Source organism: Streptomyces achromogenes subsp. achromogenes (assembly GCF_000720835.1).
GTDB classification, from domain to species: domain Bacteria; phylum Actinomycetota; class Actinomycetes; order Streptomycetales; family Streptomycetaceae; genus Streptomyces; species Streptomyces achromogenes.
In genome coordinates this window covers 135109-159145 of record NZ_JODT01000001.1, presented here as the reverse complement: position 1 = coordinate 159145, position 24037 = coordinate 135109, and the positions used below count along the sequence as shown (strand labels likewise).

15 protein-coding genes are annotated in these 24037 nt (G+C 73.8%); 12 read left to right on the top strand and 3 right to left on the bottom strand.

The window, feature by feature from the left end:
- Positions 1-2: 2 nt before the first annotated feature.
- The 4 genes from IH25_RS0100720 (at position 3) to IH25_RS0100705 (ending at position 4915) form a co-directional block, all read left to right on the top strand.
- Complete coding sequence (locus IH25_RS0100720) at positions 3-614, top strand: response regulator transcription factor (protein WP_003948568.1); 612 nt, start codon at positions 3-5, stop codon at positions 612-614.
- 779 nt (positions 615-1393) lie between these two features.
- Positions 1394-1981 (top strand): sigma-70 family RNA polymerase sigma factor, encoded by a 588-nt coding sequence (locus IH25_RS0100715; protein ID WP_030601058.1) that lies wholly within the window; start codon positions 1394-1396, stop codon positions 1979-1981.
- A gap of 162 nt (positions 1982-2143) precedes the next feature.
- Positions 2144-3652: an IMP dehydrogenase gene (gene guaB / locus IH25_RS0100710; protein WP_030601055.1), complete on the top strand. Its 1509-nt coding sequence runs from the start codon at positions 2144-2146 to the stop codon at positions 3650-3652.
- A 138-nt stretch (positions 3653-3790) separates the two neighbouring features.
- Positions 3791-4915 (top strand): GuaB3 family IMP dehydrogenase-related protein, encoded by a 1125-nt coding sequence (locus IH25_RS0100705; protein ID WP_030601053.1) that lies wholly within the window; start codon positions 3791-3793, stop codon positions 4913-4915.
- Between the two features lie 329 nt (positions 4916-5244).
- Here IH25_RS0100705 and IH25_RS0100700 read toward each other — a convergent pair whose 3' ends face one another.
- Positions 5245-6453: a nucleotide sugar dehydrogenase gene (locus IH25_RS0100700; RefSeq protein ID WP_030601049.1), complete on the bottom strand. Its 1209-nt coding sequence runs from the start codon at positions 6451-6453 to the stop codon at positions 5245-5247.
- A gap of 279 nt (positions 6454-6732) precedes the next feature.
- Between IH25_RS0100700 and IH25_RS0100695 the strand changes: the two genes are divergently transcribed.
- On the top strand, positions 6733-8439 hold the full coding sequence (locus IH25_RS0100695; protein ID WP_030601045.1) for a glycerol-3-phosphate dehydrogenase/oxidase: 1707 nt from the start codon (positions 6733-6735) through the stop codon (positions 8437-8439).
- A gap of 159 nt (positions 8440-8598) precedes the next feature.
- On the opposite strand, the gene IH25_RS0100690 is transcribed toward IH25_RS0100695, so the two are convergent.
- Positions 8599-9405 (bottom strand): MBL fold metallo-hydrolase, encoded by an 807-nt coding sequence (locus tag IH25_RS0100690; protein WP_030601042.1) that lies wholly within the window; start codon positions 9403-9405, stop codon positions 8599-8601.
- Positions 9406-9496: 91 nt separating this feature from the next.
- Between IH25_RS0100690 and IH25_RS0100685 the strand changes: the two genes are divergently transcribed.
- The 7 genes from IH25_RS0100685 to IH25_RS0100655 all read left to right on the top strand — a co-directional run bounded on the left by IH25_RS0100685 (position 9497) and on the right by IH25_RS0100655 (position 22977).
- Positions 9497-10090 carry a CGNR zinc finger domain-containing protein gene (locus IH25_RS0100685; protein ID WP_030601039.1) on the top strand — a complete coding sequence of 198 codons (594 nt, stop codon included), beginning with the start codon at positions 9497-9499 and terminating at the stop codon, positions 10088-10090.
- A gap of 433 nt (positions 10091-10523) precedes the next feature.
- Positions 10524-12605, top strand: a complete 2082-nt coding sequence (locus tag IH25_RS0100680) for a serine/threonine-protein kinase (protein WP_030601035.1) — start codon at positions 10524-10526, stop codon at positions 12603-12605.
- Between the two features lie 163 nt (positions 12606-12768).
- Positions 12769-15642 carry a protein kinase gene (locus tag IH25_RS0100675; RefSeq protein ID WP_037654067.1) on the top strand — a complete coding sequence of 958 codons (2874 nt, stop codon included), beginning with the start codon at positions 12769-12771 and terminating at the stop codon, positions 15640-15642.
- A gap of 234 nt (positions 15643-15876) precedes the next feature.
- Positions 15877-17529, top strand: coding sequence for a serine/threonine-protein kinase (locus IH25_RS0100670; protein ID WP_051753611.1), 1653 nt, complete (start codon positions 15877-15879; stop codon positions 17527-17529).
- A 121-nt stretch (positions 17530-17650) separates the two neighbouring features.
- Positions 17651-19342, top strand: coding sequence for a serine/threonine-protein kinase (locus IH25_RS0100665; RefSeq protein ID WP_030601026.1), 1692 nt, complete (start codon positions 17651-17653; stop codon positions 19340-19342).
- Positions 19343-19510: 168 nt separating this feature from the next.
- Positions 19511-21124 (top strand): succinic semialdehyde dehydrogenase, encoded by a 1614-nt coding sequence (locus tag IH25_RS0100660; RefSeq protein WP_030601023.1) that lies wholly within the window; start codon positions 19511-19513, stop codon positions 21122-21124.
- Between the two features lie 74 nt (positions 21125-21198).
- The gene (locus IH25_RS0100655) at positions 21199-22977 is read left to right on the top strand and encodes a GMC family oxidoreductase N-terminal domain-containing protein (RefSeq protein ID WP_030601017.1); all 1779 of its coding nucleotides are present in this window, start codon (positions 21199-21201) and stop codon (positions 22975-22977) included.
- A gap of 595 nt (positions 22978-23572) precedes the next feature.
- On the opposite strand, the gene IH25_RS0100650 is transcribed toward IH25_RS0100655, so the two are convergent.
- Positions 23573-23854 (bottom strand): chorismate mutase, encoded by a 282-nt coding sequence (locus IH25_RS0100650; protein WP_030601014.1) that lies wholly within the window; start codon positions 23852-23854, stop codon positions 23573-23575.
- Between the last annotated feature and the right edge of the window lie 183 nt (positions 23855-24037).

The following is a 24037-nucleotide window of genomic DNA, read 5'->3' as shown; positions in this document are numbered from 1 at the left end:
TCATGACATCCGTCCTCGTCTGCGACGACTCCCCGCTTGCCCGAGAAGCGCTCCGCCGCGCGGTCGCGACCGTGCCCGGTGTCGAGCGTGTGACGACGGCGGCCAACGGCGAGGAAGTCCTCCGCCGCTGGGGCGCCGACCGCTCCGACCTCATCCTGATGGACGTGCGCATGCCCGGTCTGGGCGGCGTCGAGACCGTGCGCCGGCTGCTGTCCGCCGACCCGGGCGCGCGCATCATCATGCTCACCGTCGCCGAGGACCTGGACGGCGTGGCCCTCGCGGTCGCCGCCGGCGCCCGTGGCTACCTGCACAAGGACGCCTCGCGCGCGGAGCTGCGGGCCACCGTGACCCAGGCGCTCGCCGACCCGACCTGGCGGCTCGCCCCGCGCCGGCTGCGCTCGGCGGAGATGGGAGCGGCGCCCACGCTCACCGCGCGTGAGATCCAGGTCCTGGAGGGCATGAGCCACGGCCGCTCCAACGCCGAGATCGGCCGTGAGCTGTTCCTCTCCGAGGACACGGTCAAGACGCACGCCCGCCGCCTGTTCAAGAAACTGGGCGCCTCGGACCGCGCCCACGCGGTGGCTCTCGGCTTCCGCTGGGGCCTGGTCCGCTGACACGCGCCGGGGTCGGGCCGCGTGACAGGCGCCGGCGCCCGGTCCGGTGACACACCGGGGCCGGCTCCCGGGGTGACACACCGGAGCCGGCGGCCGGGGTGACGGGCCGGGCCTGACACTTCGGGTGGCGGGCCGGGGCCCGGCCGCCTCGGAGGAGGTGCGGGCCGGGCGCATGCGGCGGCCGGGGCATCCGAGCGGTTCGCGCCGGCGGTCTCCGGCCGGGGCCCTGCCCGGTCTTGCCTTTCGGTGTCGGGTCTTGCCCGGCCTTGCCTTTGGGTATCCGATCAGGCCTTGCCCGGCGCTCTCCGGCCCAGTTTCGCCTGCCGGTGTCCGGTCGCGGCCGGTCTACCTGCCCGCCCGCCGTCGCCGCACCGGTGGCGGCCGGGTCCGACCCGCGTCGGCGTACGTCCCCGCCGTGCGCCTCGCCGTCGTACGCGTCGTCCGTTCACCCCGGCGGGCGAGCGCGTGTTCCGGCGTGTGCGGTGCCCGGAGATGGTGCTCCGGCGCAGGTGGGCGCCCCTGGTGCGGGGTGTGCGGCCGGGCGGCGTACGCTCTGCCGGGCCCCCGGAAGGGCGTGCGCGAGGCGGCCCGCCGGACGCGCGACGCTCGTTTCGGCGCGGATGCCGCATCCTTGAGATGTGGAGTCTCTCGGGGACGAGTCGGTCGAGCGGAAGGGGAGGGCGCAGGGGATGAGTGCCGGCGCACCTGCTCATAACGCTTCGGTGCACAACCACGAGCACGATGCGACGGACCGCGCGGCCACAGGGCACCATGGACCGATGCGCGACGACGAGGCGGGCACGGCCCCTGGGGCGATCGGTGCGCTCGTGCATCGTGCCGTCGACGGGGACGAGCAGGCCACGCACGACCTGCTCGCCCGGGTCCACCCGCTGGCGCTGCGCTACTGCCGCACCCGGCTGTCCCGGCTGCCCGGCGACGCCCGCCACTTCGTGGAGGACCTCGCCCAGGAGGTCTGCGTCGCGGTCCTGCTCGCGCTGCCGCGCTACCGCGACACCGGCCGGCCCTTCGAGGCGTTCGTCTTCGCCATCGCCTCGCACAAGGTCGCCGACCTCCAGCGCGCCGCCATGCGGCACCCCGGGTCGACGGCGGTGCCGTCCGACGAGATGCCCGAGCGGCCCGACGACTCCCTCGGCCCGGAGGAGCGCGCCCTGCTCAGCAGCGACGCCGAGTGGGCCAAGAAACTGCTGGCCAACCTGCCGGAGAACCAGCGCGAACTGCTGCTGCTGCGCATCGCCGTGGGCTTGACCGCGGAGGAGACCGGGCAGATGTTGGGAATGTCACCCGGCGCGGTCCGCGTGGCCCAGCACCGGGCGCTGAGCCGCCTGAGGGCGCTCGCCGAGCAGTAATCCCCCTGGACGGAGCCCCGTAACCCCGTCCCCGCACCCGCGCGGCGACGGTTTCGTACGAAGATACGAAGCCTGATGCGAGCCGTTACCGTGGAATTTGCTAGCGATGCTTCCCGTTAGCATGGACATCCGCACCGATCAAGGCCATTTGGGGAAGGTGTCATGACTGCCAACGTCGACGGAGTGCCCGGTAAATTCGCGACACTCGGGCTGACCTACGACGACGTGCTGTTGCTGCCGGGCCCGTCGGACATGGCGCCCGACGAGATCGACACCACCTCGTACGTCTCCCGCAATGTGCGGGTCAACATCCCGCTGCTGTCCGCCGCCATGGACAAGGTGACCGAGTCCCGCATGGCGATCGCGATGGCCCGCCAGGGCGGTGTCGGCGTCCTGCACCGCAACCTCTCCATCGAGGACCAGGCCAACCAGGTCGACCTGGTGAAGCGCTCCGAGTCCGGCATGGTGACCGACCCGATCACCATCCACCCGGAGGCCACGCTCGCCGAGGCCGACGCGCTGTGCGCCAAGTTCCGCATCAGCGGCGTCCCGGTGACCGACGGCGACAAGCGGCTCCTCGGCATCGTCACCAACCGTGACATGGCCTTCGAGAGCGACCGCAGCCGCCGCGTGCACGAGGTCATGACCCCGATGCCGCTGGTCACCGGCAAGGTCGGCATCTCCGGCCCGGAGGCCATGGAGCTGCTGCGCAAGCACAAGATCGAGAAGCTGCCGCTGGTCGACGACGAGGGCATCCTCAAGGGCCTGATCACCGTCAAGGACTTCGTCAAGGCGGAGCAGTACCCGAACGCCGCCAAGGACGCCGAGGGCCGCCTGCTGGTCGGCGCGGCGGTCGGTGTGGCCGGTGACGCCTTCGAGCGCGCCCAGGCCCTGATCGAGGCCGGTGTCGACTTCATCGTCGTGGACACCGCGCACGGCCACTCCCGGCTGGTCGGCGACATGATCGCCAAGATCAAGTCGAACTCCTCCGGCGTGGACGTCATCGGCGGCAACGTCGCCACCCGCGACGGCGCCCAGGCCCTGGTCGACGCGGGCGCCGACGGCATCAAGGTCGGCGTCGGCCCCGGCTCCATCTGCACCACCCGCGTCGTCGCCGGCGTCGGCGTGCCGCAGGTCACCGCGATCTACGAGGCCGCGCTCGCCGCCAAGGACGCCGGTGTCCCGGTGATCGGCGACGGCGGTCTGCAGTACTCCGGCGACATCGCCAAGGCCCTGGTCGCGGGCGCCGACACGGTGATGCTGGGCTCGCTGCTCGCGGGCTGTGAGGAGTCCCCGGGCGAGCTGCTGTTCATCAACGGCAAGCAGTTCAAGTCGTACCGCGGCATGGGCTCCCTCGGCGCCATGCAGTCCCGTGGCGACCGGCGCTCCTTCTCCAAGGACCGCTACTTCCAGGAGGGCGTCGCCTCCGACGAGCAGCTGATCCCCGAGGGCATCGAGGGCCAGGTGCCCTACCGCGGCCCGCTGTCCTCCGTCGTCCACCAGCTGGTCGGCGGCCTGCGCCAGTCGATGTTCTACGTCGGCGGCCGGACCGTGCCCGAGCTCCAGGCGAACGGCCGGTTCGTGCGGATCACCTCGGCGGGCCTGAAGGAGAGCCACCCGCACGACATCCAGATGACGGTCGAGGCACCGAACTACAGCGGCAAGAAGTGACGCGCGCGCACGCGTGAGGCTCTTCGAGGGCGGCTCCGGAGGACTCCGGGGCCGCCCTCGCCGCATGGGTGGGGGGTCGCCGGCACAGCCGTCGGCGATACTGGAAGACGCTGAAACGCATCAGGGAAAGGCCAAGACGTGACTGAGATCGAGATCGGGCGCGGCAAGCGCGGCCGCCGGGCGTACGCCTTCGACGACATCGCCGTCGTCCCCAGCCGCCGTACGCGGGACCCGAAGGAGGTCTCGATCGCCTGGCAGATCGACGCCTACCGCTTCGAGCTGCCGTTCCTGGCCGCCCCCATGGACTCCGTGGTCTCCCCGGCCACGGCGATCCGCATCGGTGAGCTGGGCGGCCTCGGCGTGCTGAACCTCGAGGGCCTGTGGACCCGGTACGAGGACCCGCAGCCGCTGCTGGACGAGATCGCCGAGCTGCCCGCCGAGCAGGCGACCCGCCGCCTCCAGGAGATCTACGCGGCGCCGATCAAGGAGGAGCTGATCGGCGCCCGCATCAAGGAGGTGCGCGACGCCGGTGTGGTCACCGCCGCCGCGCTCTCCCCGCAGCGCACCGCCCAGTTCTCCAAGGCGGTCGTGGACGCGGGCGTGGACATTTTCGTCATCCGCGGCACCACGGTGTCGGCGGAGCACGTGTCGTCCTCGCACGAGCCGCTGAACCTCAAGCAGTTCATCTACGAGCTGGACGTCCCGGTGATCGTCGGCGGCTGCGCCACGTACACCGCCGCGCTGCACCTGATGCGCACCGGTGCGGCCGGTGTGCTGGTCGGCTTCGGCGGCGGCGCCGCGCACACCACGCGCAACGTCCTCGGCATCCAGGTCCCGATGGCGACGGCCGTCGCCGACGTGGCCGCGGCCCGCCGGGACTACATGGACGAGTCCGGCGGCCGGTACGTGCACGTGATCGCGGACGGCGGTGTCGGCTGGTCCGGCGACCTGCCCAAGGCGATCGCCTGCGGCGCCGACGCCGTCATGATGGGCTCCCCGCTGGCCCGCGCCACGGACGCGCCCGGCAAGGGCCACCACTGGGGCATGGAGGCGGTCAACGAGGAGCTGCCCCGCGGCAAGAAGGTGGGCCTCGGCACGGTCGGCACGATCGAGGAGATCCTCACCGGTCCGTCGCACACCCCGGACGGCTCGATGAACTTCTTCGGCGCCCTGCGCCGCGCCATGGCCACCACCGGCTACAGCGAGCTGAAGGAGTTCCAGCGGGTCGAGGTGACGGTGGCGGACAGCCAGCACCGGCGATAACCGCCGGGCGGTCCCCGCGACGCCCCGAGGGCCGGTCGTTCCTGGTGAACGGCCGGCCCTTTCGCATGCCCGGACCGCCTCTGCCCGGGCGCACTGCGCGAAAGGGGGCGCACGGTTGTGTTCGGGGTGAAGTTCCGGAGGAGGTGGATCTTGCGGATTTTCGGATGGTGAGCGGCCACCCCTAAGAGACATAGGGGTGGACACTCCGTGATCCATCCAGGAGCCTGCCGCAGTCGACCCCTGCGGTGGGCTCCGTCCGTCCCCAAGGTACCGGCGGTGAAATTCCGACGCCACCAGTCCCCGGCCCCCACACTCCCGCGCGCCCCCCTTCACAACCGGTGCGCCGCCCCCGTGGGTGTGGCGCCCCGGGTGTCGAGCAGGAGCTGGGCCTTCACCGACAGGCCCTGCAAGTCGTACGTGCGGTGGTGCTGGAGCAGGATCGTGAGGTCGGCGTCGGCGGCGGCCTCGTAGAGGGAGTCGGCGCGCGGGACCGGGCGGTCCAGGACGTTCCAGGCGGGCACGTACGGGTCGTGGTAGCTCACGGACGCGCCGAACTCCATCAGCCGGACGGCGATCTCCCGTGCGGGCGTGCCCTGGAGGTCGGCGAGGTCGGGCTTGTAAGTGACGCCGAGCAGCAGCACCCGGGCCCCGCGCGCGGACTTGCCGTGCTCGTTCAGGAGCGTGGCGGCGCGCTGGACGACGTACCGGGGCATCCGGCTGTTGACCTGCTGGGCCAGCTCGACCATGCGCAGGGTGCGGGTCGCGTGCCCGGTCAGGTCCTGTGCGGCGCCGTGCCCGCCGACGCCGGGGCCCGGCCGGAACGCCTGGAAGCCGAAGGGCTTGGTCTCCGCGCACCGGATGACGTCCCACAGGTCCACGCCCAGCTCGTGGCAGAGCACGGCCATCTCGTTGACCAGCGCGATGTTGACGTGCCGGTAGTTGGTCTCCAGCAACTGCACGGTCTCCGCCTCGCGCAGCCCGCGCGCGCGGACCACCTTGTCGGTGAGCCGGCCGTAGAACGCGGCGGCGGACTCGGTGCAGGCGGGGGTGAGGCCGCCGATGACCTTCGGGGTGCCGGCGGGTGTGTGGGCGCGGCTGCCGGGGTCGACGCGGCTGGGGGAGTAGGCGAGGTGGAAGTCGCGGCCGGCCCGCAGGCCCGAGCCGTCCTCCAGCAGCGGGCGCAGGAACTCCTCCGTGGTCCCGGGCAGTACGGGGGACTCCAGGATGACCGTGGTGTGCGGGCGCAGGTGCGCGGCCAGGGTGCGGGCGGCGGCCTCGACCTGGCCGAGGTCGAGGCCGCCGTCGGCGCCGCGCGGGGTGGGTGCGCAGATCACCGCGGTGCGCACCCGGCCGAGCTGGGCCGGGTCGGTGGCGAGCCGGAAGCCGCCGGAGTGCATCCGGCGCAGCTCGGCGGCGCTGAGCGGGCCCGCCTCGGGGCCGGTGGAGTAGCCGGCGGTGCGGACGCCGGCGGCGACGGCGGCCTGGGCGAGCGGCAGTCCGTAGGGGCCGAGTCCGATGACGGCGAGGTCTGCGGGCATGCGTGGGCCGTCCTTCCCAGTAGCCGAAGCGGGACAGGTGCGCAACCGCTGTGGACAGCGAGAGCGGGCGCACTGACAGACTAGGTACACATATGACCGTTATGTGTGATTGTGTTTGTGTGTCTTGCCGTGGTTGTGCGCGAGTTGTCCACAGGTGGGGAACCCGTGGTGGCTGAAGCGGCGCATCGCGGTCATCATGTGGGCATGAGGAGGGCATGACGGGCCTACGCCCACCGGGTGCGGCCGACGCGAGCGAGTCAGCGACAGCGGGAGGCAGCGGTGAGGACAGCGACACTGGGGCCGGCGCAGCGCGCCGAGGCGCTGGCGGCGATGGCGGAACGCGAGCTGGACGTGCTGGTGGTCGGCGGCGGCGTGGTCGGCGCCGGCACCGCGCTGGACGCGGTCACCCGGGGCCTGTCGACGGGCCTGGTCGAGGCCCGGGACTGGGCGTCCGGCACCTCCAGCCGGTCCAGCAAGCTCATCCACGGCGGCCTGCGCTATCTGGAGATGCTCGACTTCGCCCTGGTCCGCGAGGCCCTCAAAGAGCGCGGCCTGCTGCTCGAACGCCTCGCCCCGCACCTCGTCAAACCGGTGCCGTTCCTCTACCCGCTCCAGCACAAGGGCTGGGAGCGGCTGTACGCGGGCTCGGGCGTCGCGCTGTACGACGCGATGTCGATGGCCCGCGGCCACGGCCGGGGCCTGCCGATGCACCGCCACCTGACCCGCCGTCACGCCCTGCGCGTGGCCCCCTGCCTGAAGAAGGACGCCCTTGTCGGCGCCCTCCAGTACTACGACGCCCAGATGGACGACGCCCGCTTCGTGGCGACCCTGGTGCGCACGGCGGCGTCGTACGGCGCGAAGGTGGCCAACCGCGCGCGGGTGACCGGGTTCCTGCGCGAGGGCGAGCGGGTCGTGGGCGCCCGGGTGCGGGACGTGGAGGGCGGCGGGGAGTACGAGATCCGCGCTCAGCAGGTCGTCAACGCCACCGGCGTGTGGACCGACGACACCCAGGCCATGGTGGGCGAGCGCGGGCAGTTCCACGTCCGCGCCTCCAAGGGCATCCACCTGGTCGTGCCCAAGGACCGCATCCACTCCACCACCGGCCTGATCCTGCGCACCGAGAAGTCCGTGCTGTTCGTCATCCCCTGGGGCCGGCACTGGATCATCGGCACCACCGACACCGACTGGGACCTGGACAAGGCCCACCCCGCCGCGTCCAGCGCCGACATCGACTACCTGCTCGAACACGTCAACTCGGTGCTGGCCGTCCCGCTCGCCCGCGACGACGTGCAGGGGGTCTACGCCGGGCTGCGTCCGCTGCTGGCCGGCGAGTCCGACGCCACCAGCAAGCTGTCCCGCGAGCACACGGTCGCCCATCCGGCGCCGGGGCTGGTGGTCGTGGCGGGCGGCAAGTACACGACCTACCGGGTGATGGCCAAGGACGCCGTCGACGAGGCGGTGCACGGCCTGGACATGCGCGTCGCCGACTGCGTCACCGAGGAGACCCCGCTGATCGGCGCGGAGGGCTACCAGGCGCTGTGGAACGCGCGGGCGCGGATCGCCGCCCGCACCGGACTGCACGTGGTCCGCGTGGAACACCTGCTCAACCGCTACGGCTCGCTGGCCGAGGAGCTCCTGGAACTCGTCGCCGCCGACCCCGCGCTCGGCGAACCGCTGGGCGCCGCCGACGACTATCTGCGCGCCGAGGTGGTGTACGCCGCCTCGCACGAGGGCGCGCGGCACCTGGACGACGTCCTCACCCGCCGCACCCGCATCTCCATCGAGACCTTCGACCGGGGCACCCGCAGCGCCCGGGAGGCGGCCGAGCTGATGGCGCCGGTCCTCGGCTGGGACGCGGATCAGATAGCCCGCGAGGTCGAGCACTACGAGAAGCGGGTGGAGGCCGAGCGCGAGTCCCAGCTCCAGCCCGACGACCAGACGGCGGACGCGGCCCGGCTGGGGGCACCGGACATCGTGCCGCTGTAGGCTCCGGGGCCTACGGGGCGGAACAGTGGCCGGGCAGCGCTTCCGTCCCCAGTGGCTGAGTACCGCTCGCGTCCAGCGGGCACGGGACTCCGGTGCACGGGAGCCGGCCGCGGGTGCCGAAGCCGACGGAGCCGGCCACGGATGCCGAAGCCGACGGAGTCAGCCTCGGATGCCGAAGTCGACGCGGTCGGCGAGGCCGGCGGCGGTGAAGGCGGCGACGAGCTCGTCGCGCCCTTCGGTGAAGTGGGCCCAGCTGTCGTAGTGGACGGGTACCACGCGGCGGGCGCCGAGGAGGCGGGCGGCCTCGGCGGCCTGGGCGCTGTCCAGGACGACGCACCGGCCGTCGAAGAAGACGCCGGGGAAGCGGGGGGCTCCGGCGAAGACGAGGGCGGTGTCCACCGGGGCGAAGCGTTCGGCGATCTCCTTGACGGCGTCGAGGGAGGCGTTGTCGCCGCTGACGTAGACGGTGGGCAGGCCCTCGCCGGTCAGGACGAAGCCGACGACCTGGCCGGTGACCGGTTCGACCTCCTCGCGCGGGCCGGGGCCGTGGAGGGCGGGGACGCCGGTCACGGTGACCGTGCCACCGTCGGGGCGGTCCAGTTCGACCGACTCCCAGTCGGCCAGGCCCCGCACCTTCTCTCCCAGGTGTTCGGCCAGGCGCTTGCCGCCGCCGGGCGTGGTCAGGGTGAGGGAGGCGGCGGGGAGCAGGGCCCGCCCGGACTTGTCGAGGTTGTCGGCGTGCTCGTCGTGGGAGAGCAGGACCACGTCGATGGGGCCGAGGGCGTCGGGGGTGCCGGCGGAGGGGGCGGTCTTGGTCAGATACCGGCCGTCGCCGCGGGGGTAGTCACCGGGACCGTCGAAGGTCGGATCGGTCAGGAAGCGCAGGCCGCCGTACTCGAAGAGGGCGGTCGGGCCGCCGAAAACGCGGACGGGGAACGGGGACGCGGGCAGGGCCGGGGAAGACATGGCAGAAGTTCCTCACGGATAGGTCGCTTGTTAACCGTGACTCGACCGTACGCGTGTCTCACGGATGGACGCAACCCGTACCATGAGAAATATGGATGAGTCCGTGAGGGGAGAAGCCGCCCCGCCGTCGGCGCCGGGCGAGGCCGAGCACCCCGCCCTGGCCCTGGCCAACAGCGCCCTCGCCCTGCCCGGCGGGCACACGACCGACCTCCTGGGAACCCCGGCGCAGGCCGAGCGGTGGCTGACGCGGCGCGGCCTCGCCCCGGACGGCGCCGGCTTGACGGAGGTCTGCGCGGTCCGGCTGCGCTCGCTGCGTGAACAGATCAGGTCGCTGCTGGTCTCCCGGGTCACCGGACGGCCCGCCCTGCCCGCCGCCGTCACGGCGGTCAACGACGCGATGGCCCGTGTCCCCACCGCGCCCCTGCTGGTGTGGGACGAGACGACCGGCCCCCGCCGCGTCGCACCCCACCCCACCACCGCGCTCGTCGAGCACGCCCTCGCGGTCATCGCCGCCGACGCCGCCGACCTGCTCACCTCCCCCGACGCCGGCCGCCTGACCGCCTGCGCCTCCCCGCCCTGCAACCGGTTCCTGCTCAAGCACGGCCGCCGCCAGTGGTGTTCCACCCGCTGCGGCGACCGCGCCCGCGCCGCCCGCGCCTACGCCCGCCGCACCGCGACGGACTGACGCCGCCGAGGCCTTCACGCTGCGTCCTCGGCGGGAGGCCCGGCGGCAGGCCGGGTGGTTCGCCGACGGCCCCTGACACCGCCCTCGGCTCCGCCTCGGCGCGCTCGCCCCGCGCGGCCGGACCGGCGGTGCGCTCGACGCCGGCTTGAAGGGTGGTCAGGTGCGGCTTCCCGGAGGCTCGGGGAGGAGTCCTGACGCGCTGCCGGGGCGAGGGGCGGCGCCGGGGATACCGGTATGGACAGGACTGTCCGAAGCGTCGGCAGACCGGTTCCTCCGCTCTTACGACCCCTCATCCCGATAAGCGGAACGCCTGCTTCAAGGGGGTTTCCACGGTGGGGAGGGCGGGGCCGGGCCAGGGGGCCCCTGGGCGCCGGGCACTTGCCGGGTGAGAGACAATGGAGGCTCTGTCAGGGCGGGTTGTATGAGGGGACGCATGTCGGAGGCGGAGCGGGCGGGTACATCTCGTCAGGAGACTCGTCAGGACAAGAGCGAGCGGCGTCTCCTCGCCGGGCGGTACCGGCTGGGGGAGGTGCTGGGCCGAGGCGGTATGGGCACGGTCTGGCGCGCCGAGGACGAGACCCTCGGCCGGACGGTCGCCGTCAAGGAACTGCGGTTCCCGTCGAACATCGACGAGGAGGAGAAGCGGCGCCTGATCACGCGCACCCTGCGCGAGGCCAAGGCGATCGCCCGGATCCGCAACAACAGCGCGGTGACGGTCTTCGACGTGGTCGACGAGGACGACCGGCCCTGGATCGTCATGGAGTTGGTCGAGGGCAAGTCCCTGGCCGAGGTCATCCGCGAGGACGGCGTGCTGAAGCCGAGGCGCGCCGCCGAGGTGGGGCTCGCCATCCTGGACGTGCTGCGCTCCGCGCACCGGGAGGGCATCCTGCACCGGGACGTGAAGCCGTCCAACGTGCTCATCGCCGAGGACGGCCGGGTCGTGCTCACCGACTTCGGCATCGCGCAGGTCGAGGGCGACCCGTCCATCACCTCCACCGGCATGCTGGTCGGCGCCCCCTCCTACATCTCCCCGGAGCGGGCCCGCGGCCACAAGCCGGGACCGGCGGCCGACCTGTGGTCGCTCGGCGGTCTGCTGTACGCGGCGGTCGAGGGCACGCCGCCCTACGACAAGGGCTCGGCGATCGCCACGCTCACCGCGGTGATGACCGAACCGCTGGAGGAGCCCAAGAACGCCGGGCCGCTGCGGGACGTCATCTACGGCCTGCTGAGCAAGGACCCGGCCAAGCGGCTCGACGACGCCGGGGCGCGGGCCATGCTCAACGCGGTGATCCACGCGCCCGAGCCGGAGCCGATGGACGCCACCCGGGTGGTTCCGTTGCCGGTCCAGCCCGGCGGGCCGGACGGCAGGCGGGGCGAGGAGGCCGGGGAGAAGCTGCGCGGCGCGCTGCGCTCGGTGCGCAAGGCGGCGGGGGCGGCCACCGGCGCGGCCACCACGCGGACCAAGAGCGGGAGCGCGCCGTCCGCGCCGCCCGCACCCCGCGCGCCGCGGGCTCCCGGCGCACTGCCCGGCTCCGGGGGTGCACCGGGCGCCGGGGGTGCCGTCACCGGCCGGCCCGCCGCCGGGGGGTCCCTCGGCGGGGCGCGGCCCGGTTCCCCCGGTGGGGTGCGGTCGGGTGCCGTAGGGGCGCCCGGTGCCGCCGCCGGGCCGAACTCCAGCGCGAACAAGCCGGCTTCCGGCTGGCCCGTGGTGCCGCCGCCGGACCTGGACCTGCCGCCGCGGCCGGTGCCGAAGGCCCCGCTGACCGATGTGGTGCCCAAGCGCACGCTGGTGGTCATCGTCGCCGTGGTCGTGCTCGCGGTGCTCGGGACCGTGCTGGCCTTCGCCCTCAGCGACAGCGGCGACGAAGGCAAGAACAGCGGGGCCAAGCCCGCGGCCGGCGCGTCCGCCAAGCGGGACGAGGACGCCGCCAAGAGCCCGGACGGCGGGGCGCGGACGGACGGCGCGTCCTCGGCGTCCACCGCCACCGGTTCCGCCGCGGGCGCCGGCGCGAGTCCGTCGGCCGGCGACCCGGGCGCCTCCGCCGACTCCACCGCGTCCGGGTCGGAGGACGGCGGGAGCGCGCCGGCCGAGAGCACCCGCAAGGGCGACCAGGGCTACTCGATCGGGCTGCCCAAGGGCTGGAAGTACCAGACCACCGGCCGGTCCGGGGACCGCTACACCGGTCCCCGCGGGCAGAAGCTGCTCGTCGCCTGGACCGGCACGCCCAAGGACGACCCGGTGGCGGACTGGCGGAACCAGGAGCGGTACATGGTGCGCTCCCAGTACCACAAGGTCCGCATCGAGAAGGTGGATTACCGCGGCTGGAACACGGCCGACTGGGAGTTCACCTATGTCGACGACGGCACCGAGTTCCGCACGATCGACCGGGGGTTCGTGGTGAACGACCACCTCGGTTACGCGCTGATGTACACCGCGCGGGACGCCGACTGGCACGGCGACCTGCGCAAGGACACCTGGAAGACGCTGACGAAGTCCTTCCGGCCCAAGTCGTAGACGCCACACGCCGGTTTGGTGCCCGAGAATCCGTCATCCATACCGTGCGGGTTGCCTCTGGCACGTATCGTGAAGGGTCGCGGACCGTACGCGGTCGCGGGCGGGTGCGCAACGGGTCGTGGGACGAACGGACATGACCAGCCGGGCGGCCGAGGGAGGCACAGTGGACGACTACGCGGGTCGGGTGCTCGCCGACCGCTACCGCCTGCCGCTGCCGCCGTCCGACGCCTACGAGTTCACCGAGAGCCGGGCCTTCGACACCTACAGCGGTCAGGAAGTCCTCGTCCGGCAGGTGCCGTTGCCGGAGGTCGTCGAGGCCGAGGTGCTCGACGCCGAGGGGCTGCCCGAGGGGTTCACCGCGCGTGAGCGCCCCTCCCGCCGGCCGGCGGAGGTCAGGGGCGCCACCCGGCGGCCCGCCGACCCGGCGGTGCGGCGCGCCGTCGAGGCCGCGCAGGCCGCGGCCCGGGTACCCGACCATCCGCGCCTGGACCAGGTCTTCGACGTGTTCGCCGAGGGCGGGTCCCTGTGGATCGTCAGCGAGCTGGTGGCCGCGCGTCCGCTGGCCGCCCTGCTCACCGAGCGGCCGCTGACGCCGTACCGGGCGGCCGAGGTCGCCTCCGACGTGCTCATGGCCCTGCGGGTGCTGCACGCCCATGGCTGGGTGCACCGCAACATCACCGTCCGCACGGTTCTGGTCTGCGACGACGGCCGGGTGGTGCTGACCGGTCTCGCGGCGGGCGCGGCGGAGGAGGCGCTCAGCGGGTACGACCCGGTGCCGGCCACCGACGACCCGGCCGGCGGCGGGGGCACGGGGGAGGCCCTCGGCACCGGCCCGGCCGGGCACACGGGCTGGGCGGAGACGGACGAGGACGGCCCCAGGAGCCCTGCCGGCCCTGCGGTCTCCGGCGGTGGCACGGGTGTGGCGGACGTCGACCCCGAGGCCGCGCGGCGGGCCGCCATCCAGGCCCGGGCCGCCGGTGCGCTGTCGGCGCCCGGCGGGGACGGGGGCTCCGGCGCGGCGGGGCAGCCCGCTCTGGAGACCGGTTCCGACGTCCGGGCCGCGCGGGCCGGGGCCATCGCCGCCTACCGCGCGGGCGCCCGGGCCGCCGCCCGGGTGCACGAGGCGGAGCACAGCCGGCGCCCCGCCCTGCCCGGCGCCCGCCCGCCGGCCGACGCGGTCGCCGGCACCGGCCGGACCGACGACCCGGCCGAGCCGCCGTACCCCTCGGATCAGGGCCCGTCGTACCCCTCGGAACCGGGCCCGCCGTACTCCTCGGATCCGGGCGGGTCGTACCCCTCGGATCCGGCCGAGCCGCCGTACCCGTCAAACCCGGGCCCGTCGTCCCCGTCGGACCCGGGCAGCGCGGTGCCGCCGGGCCGCATAGCCGACCCGTACGGCGTGCGCGGCGCGCCCTGGCACGGGGCCGCGCCGCGTCCCGGGGCCGGCGGCACATCCCCGGCACTGGAGGGCGGTACACCCCAGGACGCCGGTGCCGCCCAGGCCCTGGACGGCGGCACCCGGCGACTGGACCTGTCCCCGGCGCCGCGGCACCCCGGCCGTGTCCCGCCCCAGGCACACGACCGGCAGCGCCCGCCGGCCGACGGCCCCGCAGGGCTGCCGGCGCCCGGCTCGGGCCGCGCCTTCGACCCGTACGGCTCCTCGGATTCGGGTGCCGGTCCCGGCCAGCGTCCCGAGCCCTACGGTGCCTCGGAGTCCGGCCTCTCTCCCGTCCGCCGTCACGACCCCGACGACCTCTCGGATCCGGCCCCCGTGCCCGGCTGGGACGCCCCCGGTGCCGTACGCCGGGGTCCCGGCACCGCGCTTGCCGCCGAGCGGGCGCGGCAGGTGCGGATGGCCGTGGTGGGACCGGTGACCGAGCGATGGGCGCCGGAGCAGGCCGGGCCGGTGCACCGGAACTGGCAGCTGGCCGCGCCCATCGGCCCCGCCACCGACCTGTGGGCGCTGGGCGCGCTGCTGTTCCGCGCCGTACAGGGACACGCGCCGTACCCGGAGGAGTCCACGGCCGAGCTGGTGCAGCTGGTGTGCGCCGAGCCGCCCGCCTTCGCCGAGGAGTGCGGCCCGCTGCGCCCGGTGGTGGAGTCGCTGCTGCGTCAGGACCCTACCGAGCGGCCGGACGTGGAGGAGCTGAGCGGCTGGCTGCGCTCCCTGGTGCGGTCCGCGCCGGAGCCGGAGGCCGGTACCCGGGTCGTCCCCGTGCCGCCCGCCGACCCGCGCCGGCTGCCGATCGTGCGGCGCCGGGGCGAGCTGGTGCGCCGCCGCCGCGCGGGCGCGGTCGTGGCGAACCCGCACGGCCGGCACAAGCGGGCTTCCGGGGAGGCCCGTTCGCCGCGCAGCCTCGGCCGGACCCTGCTCCTGCTGATCCTGCTCCTGCTGGCGGGCGGGGTCGCCTACGCGATGCTCTTCATGCCCAGGCAGGAGTCCGGCGGGGACCGTACCGGCAGCGCCGGGCGGACGGGCCCGCTGCCCGCGCAGACCCGGCAGCCCTCCGCCGGGCAGAGCACCCCGGACGAGGGCGCCTCCGCGCCCGCGACCGAGACCCAGACCGGCGGGGACCCTGCCGTGCCCGACGGGTTCGCCCTGCGCAAGGACCCCGACGGCTTCCGGGTCGCCGTCGCCGAGGGCTGGGACCGCAGCCCCAGGAACGGCAGCGGCCAGGTGGTCTACGCCCACGGGGACTTCGAGCTGATCGTCGTACCGGGCCGGGACGGCGCGTCCGCCTACGGCAGCGACCCCATGGCCTACCAGCGGGACAAGGAACGGGAACTCCAGCCGTACCGCGACTCCAGCTGGTCCACCGCGAGCGGTCTGCGGACCACCGAGGTGGGCGGACGGACCATGGCCGAGGGGCAGTTCACCTGGACCGACGGGCAGGGCCGGGACCGGTTCGTACGGAACATGGCGCTGCTGCTGAACGGCCGCTACCACATCGTGCAGGTACGCGGCCCGGATGCCGAACGGGACCAGGTGACCCGGCTGTACGAGCAGGCCGTCGCGACGTATCGCCACACGGGCTGAGCGACGTATCGCCACACGCGCTGAGCCGCGCGGACACAGGGGCCGCGGTTCCCTTTCTCGCGCGAAAACGACCATCGTCACAGTGCGGTCACCGGTGCACCCCGCTGGTTCCCTGGGGGGAGGCCGGTCCTTAGTCTGGCCCTGTCAAGAGCATTGCGGGGCAACGTGAATCAGAAGCAGGGCCTGCTCGTAGCAGGCCGCTACCGGCTCGCCGATTCCATCGGCAGCGGCGGCATGGGCCGGGTGTGGCGCGCCCACGACGAGGTGCTGCACCGGATGGTCGCCGTCAAGGAGCTGACCGCCGCGCTCTACGCCTCCGACGGCGACCGGGCCGTGCTGCTGGCCCGGACCCGTGCCGAGGCGCGGGCCGCCGCGCGCATCAACCACTCCGCCGTCGTCACCGTGCACGACGTCCTCGAACACGACGGCCGGCCGTGGATCGTGATGGAGCTGGTCGAGGGCGACTCGCTGGCCGACGTGGTCAAGGAGCGGGGCCGCGTGGAGCCGGTGGAGGCCGCCTGGATAGGGCTGTGGGTGCTGCGGGCGCTGCGCGCCGCGCATGCCGCCGGTGTGCTGCACCGGGACGTCAAGCCCGGCAACGTCCTGCTCGGCAAGGACCGCCGGGTGCTGCTGACGGACTTCGGCATCGCCCAGATAGAGGGCGACTCCACCATCACCCGCACCGGGGAGGTCGTCGGCTCCGTCGACTACCTGGCCCCCGAGCGGGTGCGCGGGCACGACCCCGGCCCGGCCTCCGACCTGTGGGCGCTCGGCGCCACGCTGTACACGGCGGTCGAGGGCCGCTCGCCGTTCCGGCGGACCTCGCCGCTGAGCACGATGCAGGCGATCGTCGAGGAGGACACGGACGAGCCGCGGCACGCCGGTCCGCTCGCCCCGGTCATCACCGCCCTGCTGTGCAAGGACCCCGCCGGGCGGCCCGGCTTCGAGGAGGCGGAGCGGATGCTCGCCGAGGCGGCGGAGGGGCGTACGCCGCGCACCGCGCGGGAGTTCCCGCCGGCCCGGGGCGCGGGCGGACACACCCCCGGGACGGCCGATCCGGGCCACGCACCGGCCGGTTACGCGGCCGGCGGCACCCTTCCCGGCGGTTATCCGGCCGGTGGCACCCTCCCCGGAGGCATGGCGGGCGCGAACGGCTCCGGCACCGGCACCGGTCCGACGGCCGTGGGGCCCGTACCGTCCGGCCCGGCAGGTATCCCGGCACCGGCCCGGCCCCGCCGCCGGCTGCGCACCCTCGCGCTCGTGGTCGCCCTCGCGGCGGTGCTCGGCGCGGGCGGCGCGGTGGCCGTGCAGAAGTGGAGCACCGGCACCGGGAACGGCGGCGGGGCGAACGGAGGCCCGGGCACGCCGTCCGCCTCCGCGAGCGGCAGCGCCACGCCCGGCACCGACGGCACGATCCCGGCCTCCTGGCGCCGGTACGACGACGAGTGGGGCTTCGGCCTCTACCTGCCCAAGGGCTGGTCGCGCAAGGTCGTCGGGGTGCCCGGCGACCTGAGGCAGGTCGACTACACGCCCGATGGCGGCGAGCACTTCGTCCGCATCGCCATCGACACCTCGCCCGACTTCAAGGACGCCTACTCCCACCAGCTCGACCTGGACGGCCAGCTCTCCCGGCGGCTGGCCGACTACCAGCGGGTCCGGCTGGAGAAGAACGTCTACCGCGACCTCGGCGGCTCCGTCTGGGAGTACACCTGGACCGCGCTGGCCAAGGACAGCGCCTTCCCGGGGCCGCGGCGCGCCGCGGAGGAGACGTACATCTCGCGTGACGGCACCGAGTACGTGATCTACATATCCTCGCCCGCCGCGGACTGGGACCGGACCAGCAAGCAGTTCAAGGCGGTGCTCCAGGGCTGGCAGGAGCCGCGCTGAGCCCACCGCCCCCGACTGCGCCGTCCGCGCCGGGAACGGCTGTCCGACCGGTGATCCGCACACCCCCGTAGGGCGACCGGATTTCGAGGACACGGGCGCCCGCTGCGGCATGATGGGGCGCATGGGGACCGAGGGAGCCGGCGGCTTCCGGCTGATCGCGGGCCGTTACCGCCTGGAGGAACGCGTCGGGCGCGGCGGCATGGGCGTGGTGTGGCGGGCGAGCGACGAGGTGCTGGGCCGTCGGGTGGCGGTCAAGGAGTTCCTTCCGGACGACTCGCTCCCGGACGACGACGCGCGCCGCCGCCGCGACCGTACCTTCCGCGAGGCCCGCGCGGTCTGCCAGTTACGGCATCCGCACATCATCGTCGTGCACGACGTGGTGGAACACGACGGCCGGCCGTACCTCGTGATGGAACTGGTCGACGGCCCCTCGCTCGCCGAACGCATCGCCCGGGACGGCCCGGTCGGCCCCGCCGAGGCCGCGCGGATCGGCATCGCCCTGCTGAGCGCGGTGCACACCGCGCACCAGGCGGGGGTGCTGCACCGGGACATCAAGCCCGCGAACGTCCTGATCGAGTCCGGCACCGACCGGGTCGTCCTCACCGACTTCGGCATCGCGCAGGTGGAGGGCGCCACCACGCTCACCGAGACCGGCTCCTTCGTGGGCTCGCCCGAATACACCGCTCCGGAGCGGATGTCCGGGCTGCGCACCGGCCCGGAGTCCGACCTGTGGTCGCTGGGCGCGCTGCTGTGCACCGCGCTCAGCGGCGAATCCCCGTTCCGGCGCGACTCGCTGGGCGGCATCCTGCACGCCGTCGTCTCCGCCGAGATCCGCCCGCCGGCCGAGGCCGAACCGCTGCTGCCCGTCGTCCTCGGGCTGCTGGAGCGCGATCCCGACCTGCGGCTGGGCGCGGCGGACGCCGAGTGGATGCTGCGGACGTACCTGGAGACCGGCCGGACCCCGGCCGCGCCGGGCGGCCACCGCCCGGCGGGGGCGCACGGCATCGGGCGCCTGCACCGGATCGGCGGCCGGACCCACAAGCCCCCGGTGGCCTACTCGCCGACCCGGCCGGACCTGCCCGAGGGCGTGCCGCCGCCGCCCGGCCCGGCCCACCCGACGGCCCAGCCGCCCCCGGCCCGCCCGGCCCCGCGCGGGGCGCTGGTGGCGTCGCTGCTCGTCGCGGCGCTGGCCGGGGCGGGCGTGTCGGCCGCCGTGCTGTTACTCCACCAGAGCGGGGGCGCGGGCGACGGCACCCCGGGCGGCACCGCCACCACCCCGGCGACCGGCACCACGGGTACGCCACCCTTTCCGACGCCGGCCACTCCCTCACCCGGGCGCACCAGCCGGCCCGGCACCGGCGCGCACACCGCGCCCTCCGGCTACCGCACGGCCCACGACCCGGCCGGCTTCTCCCTCGCCGTCCCGGAGGGCTTCACCCGCAGCCCGCGCGGCGAACGCGTCTACTACCTCTCGCCGGGGCAGACCTTCCGCCTGGGCGTCAAGGTCACCGGACCGCAGCCCGGCGGCCCCCGGGGCGTGCTGGAGCGCTCCGCCGCCGCCGGCCCCGAGAACAACCCCGGCTACCACGACGGCCGGGTCACCCCCACCACGCACGCCGGACACCGGGCCGCTTTCTGGGAGTTCACCTGGAACGGCTTCAGCGCCGCGGAGGGCCCGCGCCACACCTACGACCTGTGCTGGGAGGAGAACGGCAGGCTGTACGACGTGTGGGTGTCGGCGCCGGCCGGCAAGGTCCGCGAGGCACGGGAGTACTTCGACGTGGCCGTGGACACCTTCTCGGCCGGCGGATGAGGGCCGTCCGCTTGGACGGCGAAAAACCTGGAGCCGGCTGATCGTCACCCCGTCAACGCCCTGATCAGCGCATTCTCTGCCAGTGATCACTGGCGGGATGTGAGCGGCAGGTGAATCCGCGTTACCGACGGGTACACAAAGGCCGCGCCGCGGCATACCCTGCGCGTCATGACGGACACGCAGGCCCCGGACATCGCCGGTACCAACCCGCTCGCGCCCGCCCCCGACGGCGCCCGTACCGCCGCCGACGTGGTCACCCCGCAGCTGGTGGCCCGGCTCACCAAGGGCGTCACAGGCTCCGGTCGTACCGCCAACCACGCCCCCTTCACCGGCGAGAAGCTGGCCGACCTGCCGGAGTCCACCCCGGACGACGTCCGGGACGCCTTCGCGGCGGCCCGTGCCGCGCAGACCGTGTGGGCGGCGACCCCGGTACGGCAGCGCGCCGCCGTGCTGCTGCGCTTCCACGACCTGGTGCTGGAGCGGCAGGCCGAAGTCCTGGACCTGATCCAGCTGGAGACCGGCAAGGCCCGGCTGCACGCGCACGAGGAGGTGCAGGCGGTCGCCGTCGCCGCCCGGCACTACGGCCGCCGCGCCGCCGCCTATCTGCGGCCCAGGCGGCACACCGGCGCCGTCCCGGTCCTGACGAAGGTCACCGAACTGCGCCATCCGCGCGGGGTGGTGGGCCAGATCGCCCCCTGGAACTACCCGCTGGAGCTGTCCGTCGGCGACGCCCTGCCCGCCTTCGTCGCGGGCAACGCCGTGGTGATGAAGCCGGACACCGAGACCTGCCTCACCGCGCTGTGGGCGCGGGACCTGCTGATCGAGGCCGGGCTGCCCGACGGCGTCTTCCAGGTCGTCCTCGGCGAGGGCCCGGTCGTCGGCCCCGAGCTGGTCAGGCACGCCGACTACGTCTCCTTCACCGGCTCCACCCGCACCGGCCGCGAGGTCGCCGTCGGCGCCGCCTCCCGCCTGGTCGGCGTCTCCCTCGAACTCGGCGGCAAGAACGCCATGCTGGTGCTGGACGACGCCGACGTCGAGAAGGCCGCCGCCGGTGCCGTCCGGGCCTGCTTCTCCTCCGCCGGCCAGCTGTGCATCTCCATCGAGCGGCTCTACGTCCACGAGTCCGTCGCGGACGCCTTCCTGGACCGGTTCGCCGCCCGCACCCGGGCCATGCGGCTCGGCAACTCCCTCGCCTACGGCGCCGACATGGGCTCGCTGGTCGGGGAACGCCAGCTGAAGACCGTGCAACGGCACGTGGAGGAAGCCGTCGCCAAGGGCGCCAAGGTGATCGCGGGCGGTGTGGCCCGCCCCGACATCGGCCCGTACTTCTTCGAGCCCACCATCCTCGACGGCGTCGAGCCCGCCATGGCCGTCTGCGAGGAGGAGACCTTCGGTCCGGTCGTCTCCGTCTACCGTTTCCGGACCGACGACGAGGCCTTGGAGCGCGCCAACTCCACGCCGTACGGCCTGAACGCGTCCGTGTGGACGACGAACGCCCGCCGCGGCCGGGACATCGCCGCCCGCCTGCGCACCGGCACCGTCAACGTCAACGAGGGCTACGCGCCCGCCTACGGCAGTGCCCAGTCCCCGATGGGCGGCATGAAGGACTCCGGCCTCGGCCGCCGCCACGGCTCCGAGGGCATCCTCAAGTACACCGAGGCCCAGACCGTCGCCCAGCAGCGGCTGCTGCCGATGGCGCCCTCACTCGGCATGGACGACGAGGCGTACGCCCGGTTCATGAGCACGAGCCTGCGCCTGATGAAGGCCTTCCGGTTCAGGTAACCGGCCAGGGGCGCGGGGGAATCCGCGCGAGAGACCACAGACGGCCCGCACGCACCACTCAACGAGGAGAACACGTGCCCCAGGACGCCTACGATTACGACGTCATCATCGTCGGCTCCGGCTTCGGCGGCTCGGTGTCCGCCCTGCGCCTGACGGAGAAGGGCTACAAAGTCGGTGTGCTGGAGGCGGGCCGCCGCTTCACCCGTGCCACCCTCCCGAAGAACTCCTGGGACCTGAAGAACTACCTCTGGGCGCCCCGGCTCGGCATGTACGGCATCCAGCGCATCCACCTGCTGGGCAACGTCATGGTGCTGGCCGGCGCGGGCGTCGGCGGCGGCTCGCTCAACTACGCCAACACCCTCTACGTACCGCCGAAGGCGTTCTTCGACGACCCCCAGTGGCGGCACATCACCGACTGGCAGGAGGAGTTGAAGCCGTACTACGACCAGGCCCGGCGCATGCTCGGGGTGCGGCTCAACCCCACCATGACCCCCTCCGACGTCCATCTGAAGGCGGCGGCCGGGCGGATGGGCGTCGGCGACACCTTCCATCTCGCCCCGGTCGGCGTGTTCTTCGGCGACGGCCGGGACGCCGACGGCAAGGCGACGGCCCGGCCCGGCGAGCGGGTGCCCGACCCGTACTTCGGCGGGGCCGGGCCCGACCGGCGGGCCTGCACCGAGTGCGGCGAGTGCATGACCGGCTGCCGGCACGGCGCGAAGAACACCCTCAACGAGAACTACCTCCACCTCGCCGAGAAGGCGGGCGCGGTCGTCCACCCCATGACCACGGTCGTGTCCGTCACCGACGACTCGCGCGGCGGCTACGCGGTGGCGACCCTGCCGACGGACCGGAAGCGGAAGGCCGAGGGCCGGATATTCACCGCCCGCAGGGTCGTCCTCGCGGCCGGCACCTACGGCACCCAGACCCTGCTGCACCGCATGAAGGCGGGCCGCCAGCTGCCGTATCTGTCCCCCCGGCTCGGCGACCTGACCCGCACCAACTCCGAGGCACTGGTGGGCGCGCAGACCGACGACCGCCGCTATCGCCGGGCGACCGGCGCGCCGAGGGCCGACTTCACCCGGGGCGTCGCCATCACCTCCTCGGTCCACCCCGACGAGAACACCCACATCGAGCCGGTCCGCTACGGCAAGGGCTCCAACGCGATGGGCAGCCTGTCCATCCTCCAGGTGCCGTACACGGAAGGCTCCTCGCGCGTGCTGGCCTGGCTGGCGAACGCGGCCCGGCACCCGGTCCAGGTCGCCCGCTCGCTGTCCAACCGGCGCTGGTCGGAGCGGACCATCATCGGCCTGGTCATGCAGTCCCTGGACAACTCGCTGACCACGTACCTGAAACCCACCGGGCCCGGCAGGGGTCTGCTCACCGCCCGGCAGGGGCACGGCGCGCCCAACCCCAAGCAGATCAGGGCCGCGACCGAGGCCGCCTCCGCGCTCGCCGCCGAGATCAACGGCTTCGCCGGCAGCAACATCGGCGAACTGATGGGCACCCCGCTCACCGCGCACTTCCTCGGCGGCTGCCCCATCGGCGACTCCCCGGAGACGGGCGTGATCGACCCCTACCACCGGCTCTACGGCCACCCCGGCATCTCGGTCGTGGACGGCGCCGCGGTCTCGGCGAACCTGGGCGTCAACCCTTCGCTCACGATCACCGCGCAGGCGGAGCGGGCGATGTCGTTCTGGCCGAACAAGGGCGAGGAGGACCCGCGTCCGGCACAGGGGGCGGCGTACCAGCGGCTGGCGCCGGTGGAGCCCGAGTCCCCGGTGGTCCCGGCGGACGCGTTCGGCGCGCTGCGGCTGCCGTTCCTGGGGGTGCCGGCGGTACCGCCGAAGAAGTGACCGGTGCGAGGGCGGTCAGGAAGGACGGCCGCGAGGGGTGGTCGTGAAGGGTGGTCGTGAAGGTCGGTCACGACGGACGGGACCTGCATCCCCCTCCGAAAGCAGGTCCCGGCCACCGCTTCTTGATCCGCAGGTTTGATCAGCCGAGAGCCGCGAGGGTTGCCCGCCGGGGCCACATTCGGTGTGTGATCTCGGTCACAGTGCAGGGGTGCGGGTGGAGTCCGGGCAGGGCGAAGGGCCCCGCGGGACGGAGGGGCCGCGGGGCCCTTGCTCGCATCGGCGCCGATGCCCGGGGACGGCACCGCGCCACGTACTGTCTGTGATGTTCGGATGGGCAGATGTTCGGATGTTCGCCGGCCGACCCCGGGCGTCCCCGGAGCCGGCCGTTCTCTTGGATGACCGGGCTGCTGTCCCCTGCCGTCCGGTCACATCGCGGAGCGAGGTCCCACGGCGTACGGCACGACCCGTACGCCTCATCGCTCCGGTGAGCCACGCGTGGTTCTGTCGCCCGCCCCTGGCTGGCACGGACACACCCCTCAACGAAGCGGTGCGCGGGCCGGTCACGGCACCGTACGGGTGAGAGCGGGAACAGAACTCAGACGCGACCCCGGCACAGCTCCAGCAGGGTCATGGCCAGGCCGGTGCCGGGCTTGCCGAGGGCGTCCCGGTAGCGGGCGAGGATCTCCATCTCGCGGGACAGGTGCACCCGCCGCCCGCCGGAGGCGATCCGGGTCTGCTGGACGACGGCGGAGACGGCCATCCGCTCCTGGATCAGGCCGATGATCCGGTCGTCGAGCGCGTCGATGCGCTCGCGGGCGTCGGCGATGGTTGCCTCAGGGGTGGTGGTCACCTGGGGCGTCTGGGTCATCTGGGTCATCCGGGGCTCCTGGAAGGGGTGACGGAAACCCTGGGCGACAAAACCCGGTATACGACAGGCGCCCCGGGCCTTGTCGGCCCGGGGCGCCTGGGAAGTCGCTTGGCGGTTGGCTCAAGCAGCACGACCATGGCAGCCGGCGGGCCGGATGCCATAGGTAAAGACGAAGGTCGAGTGCTTGCGCAT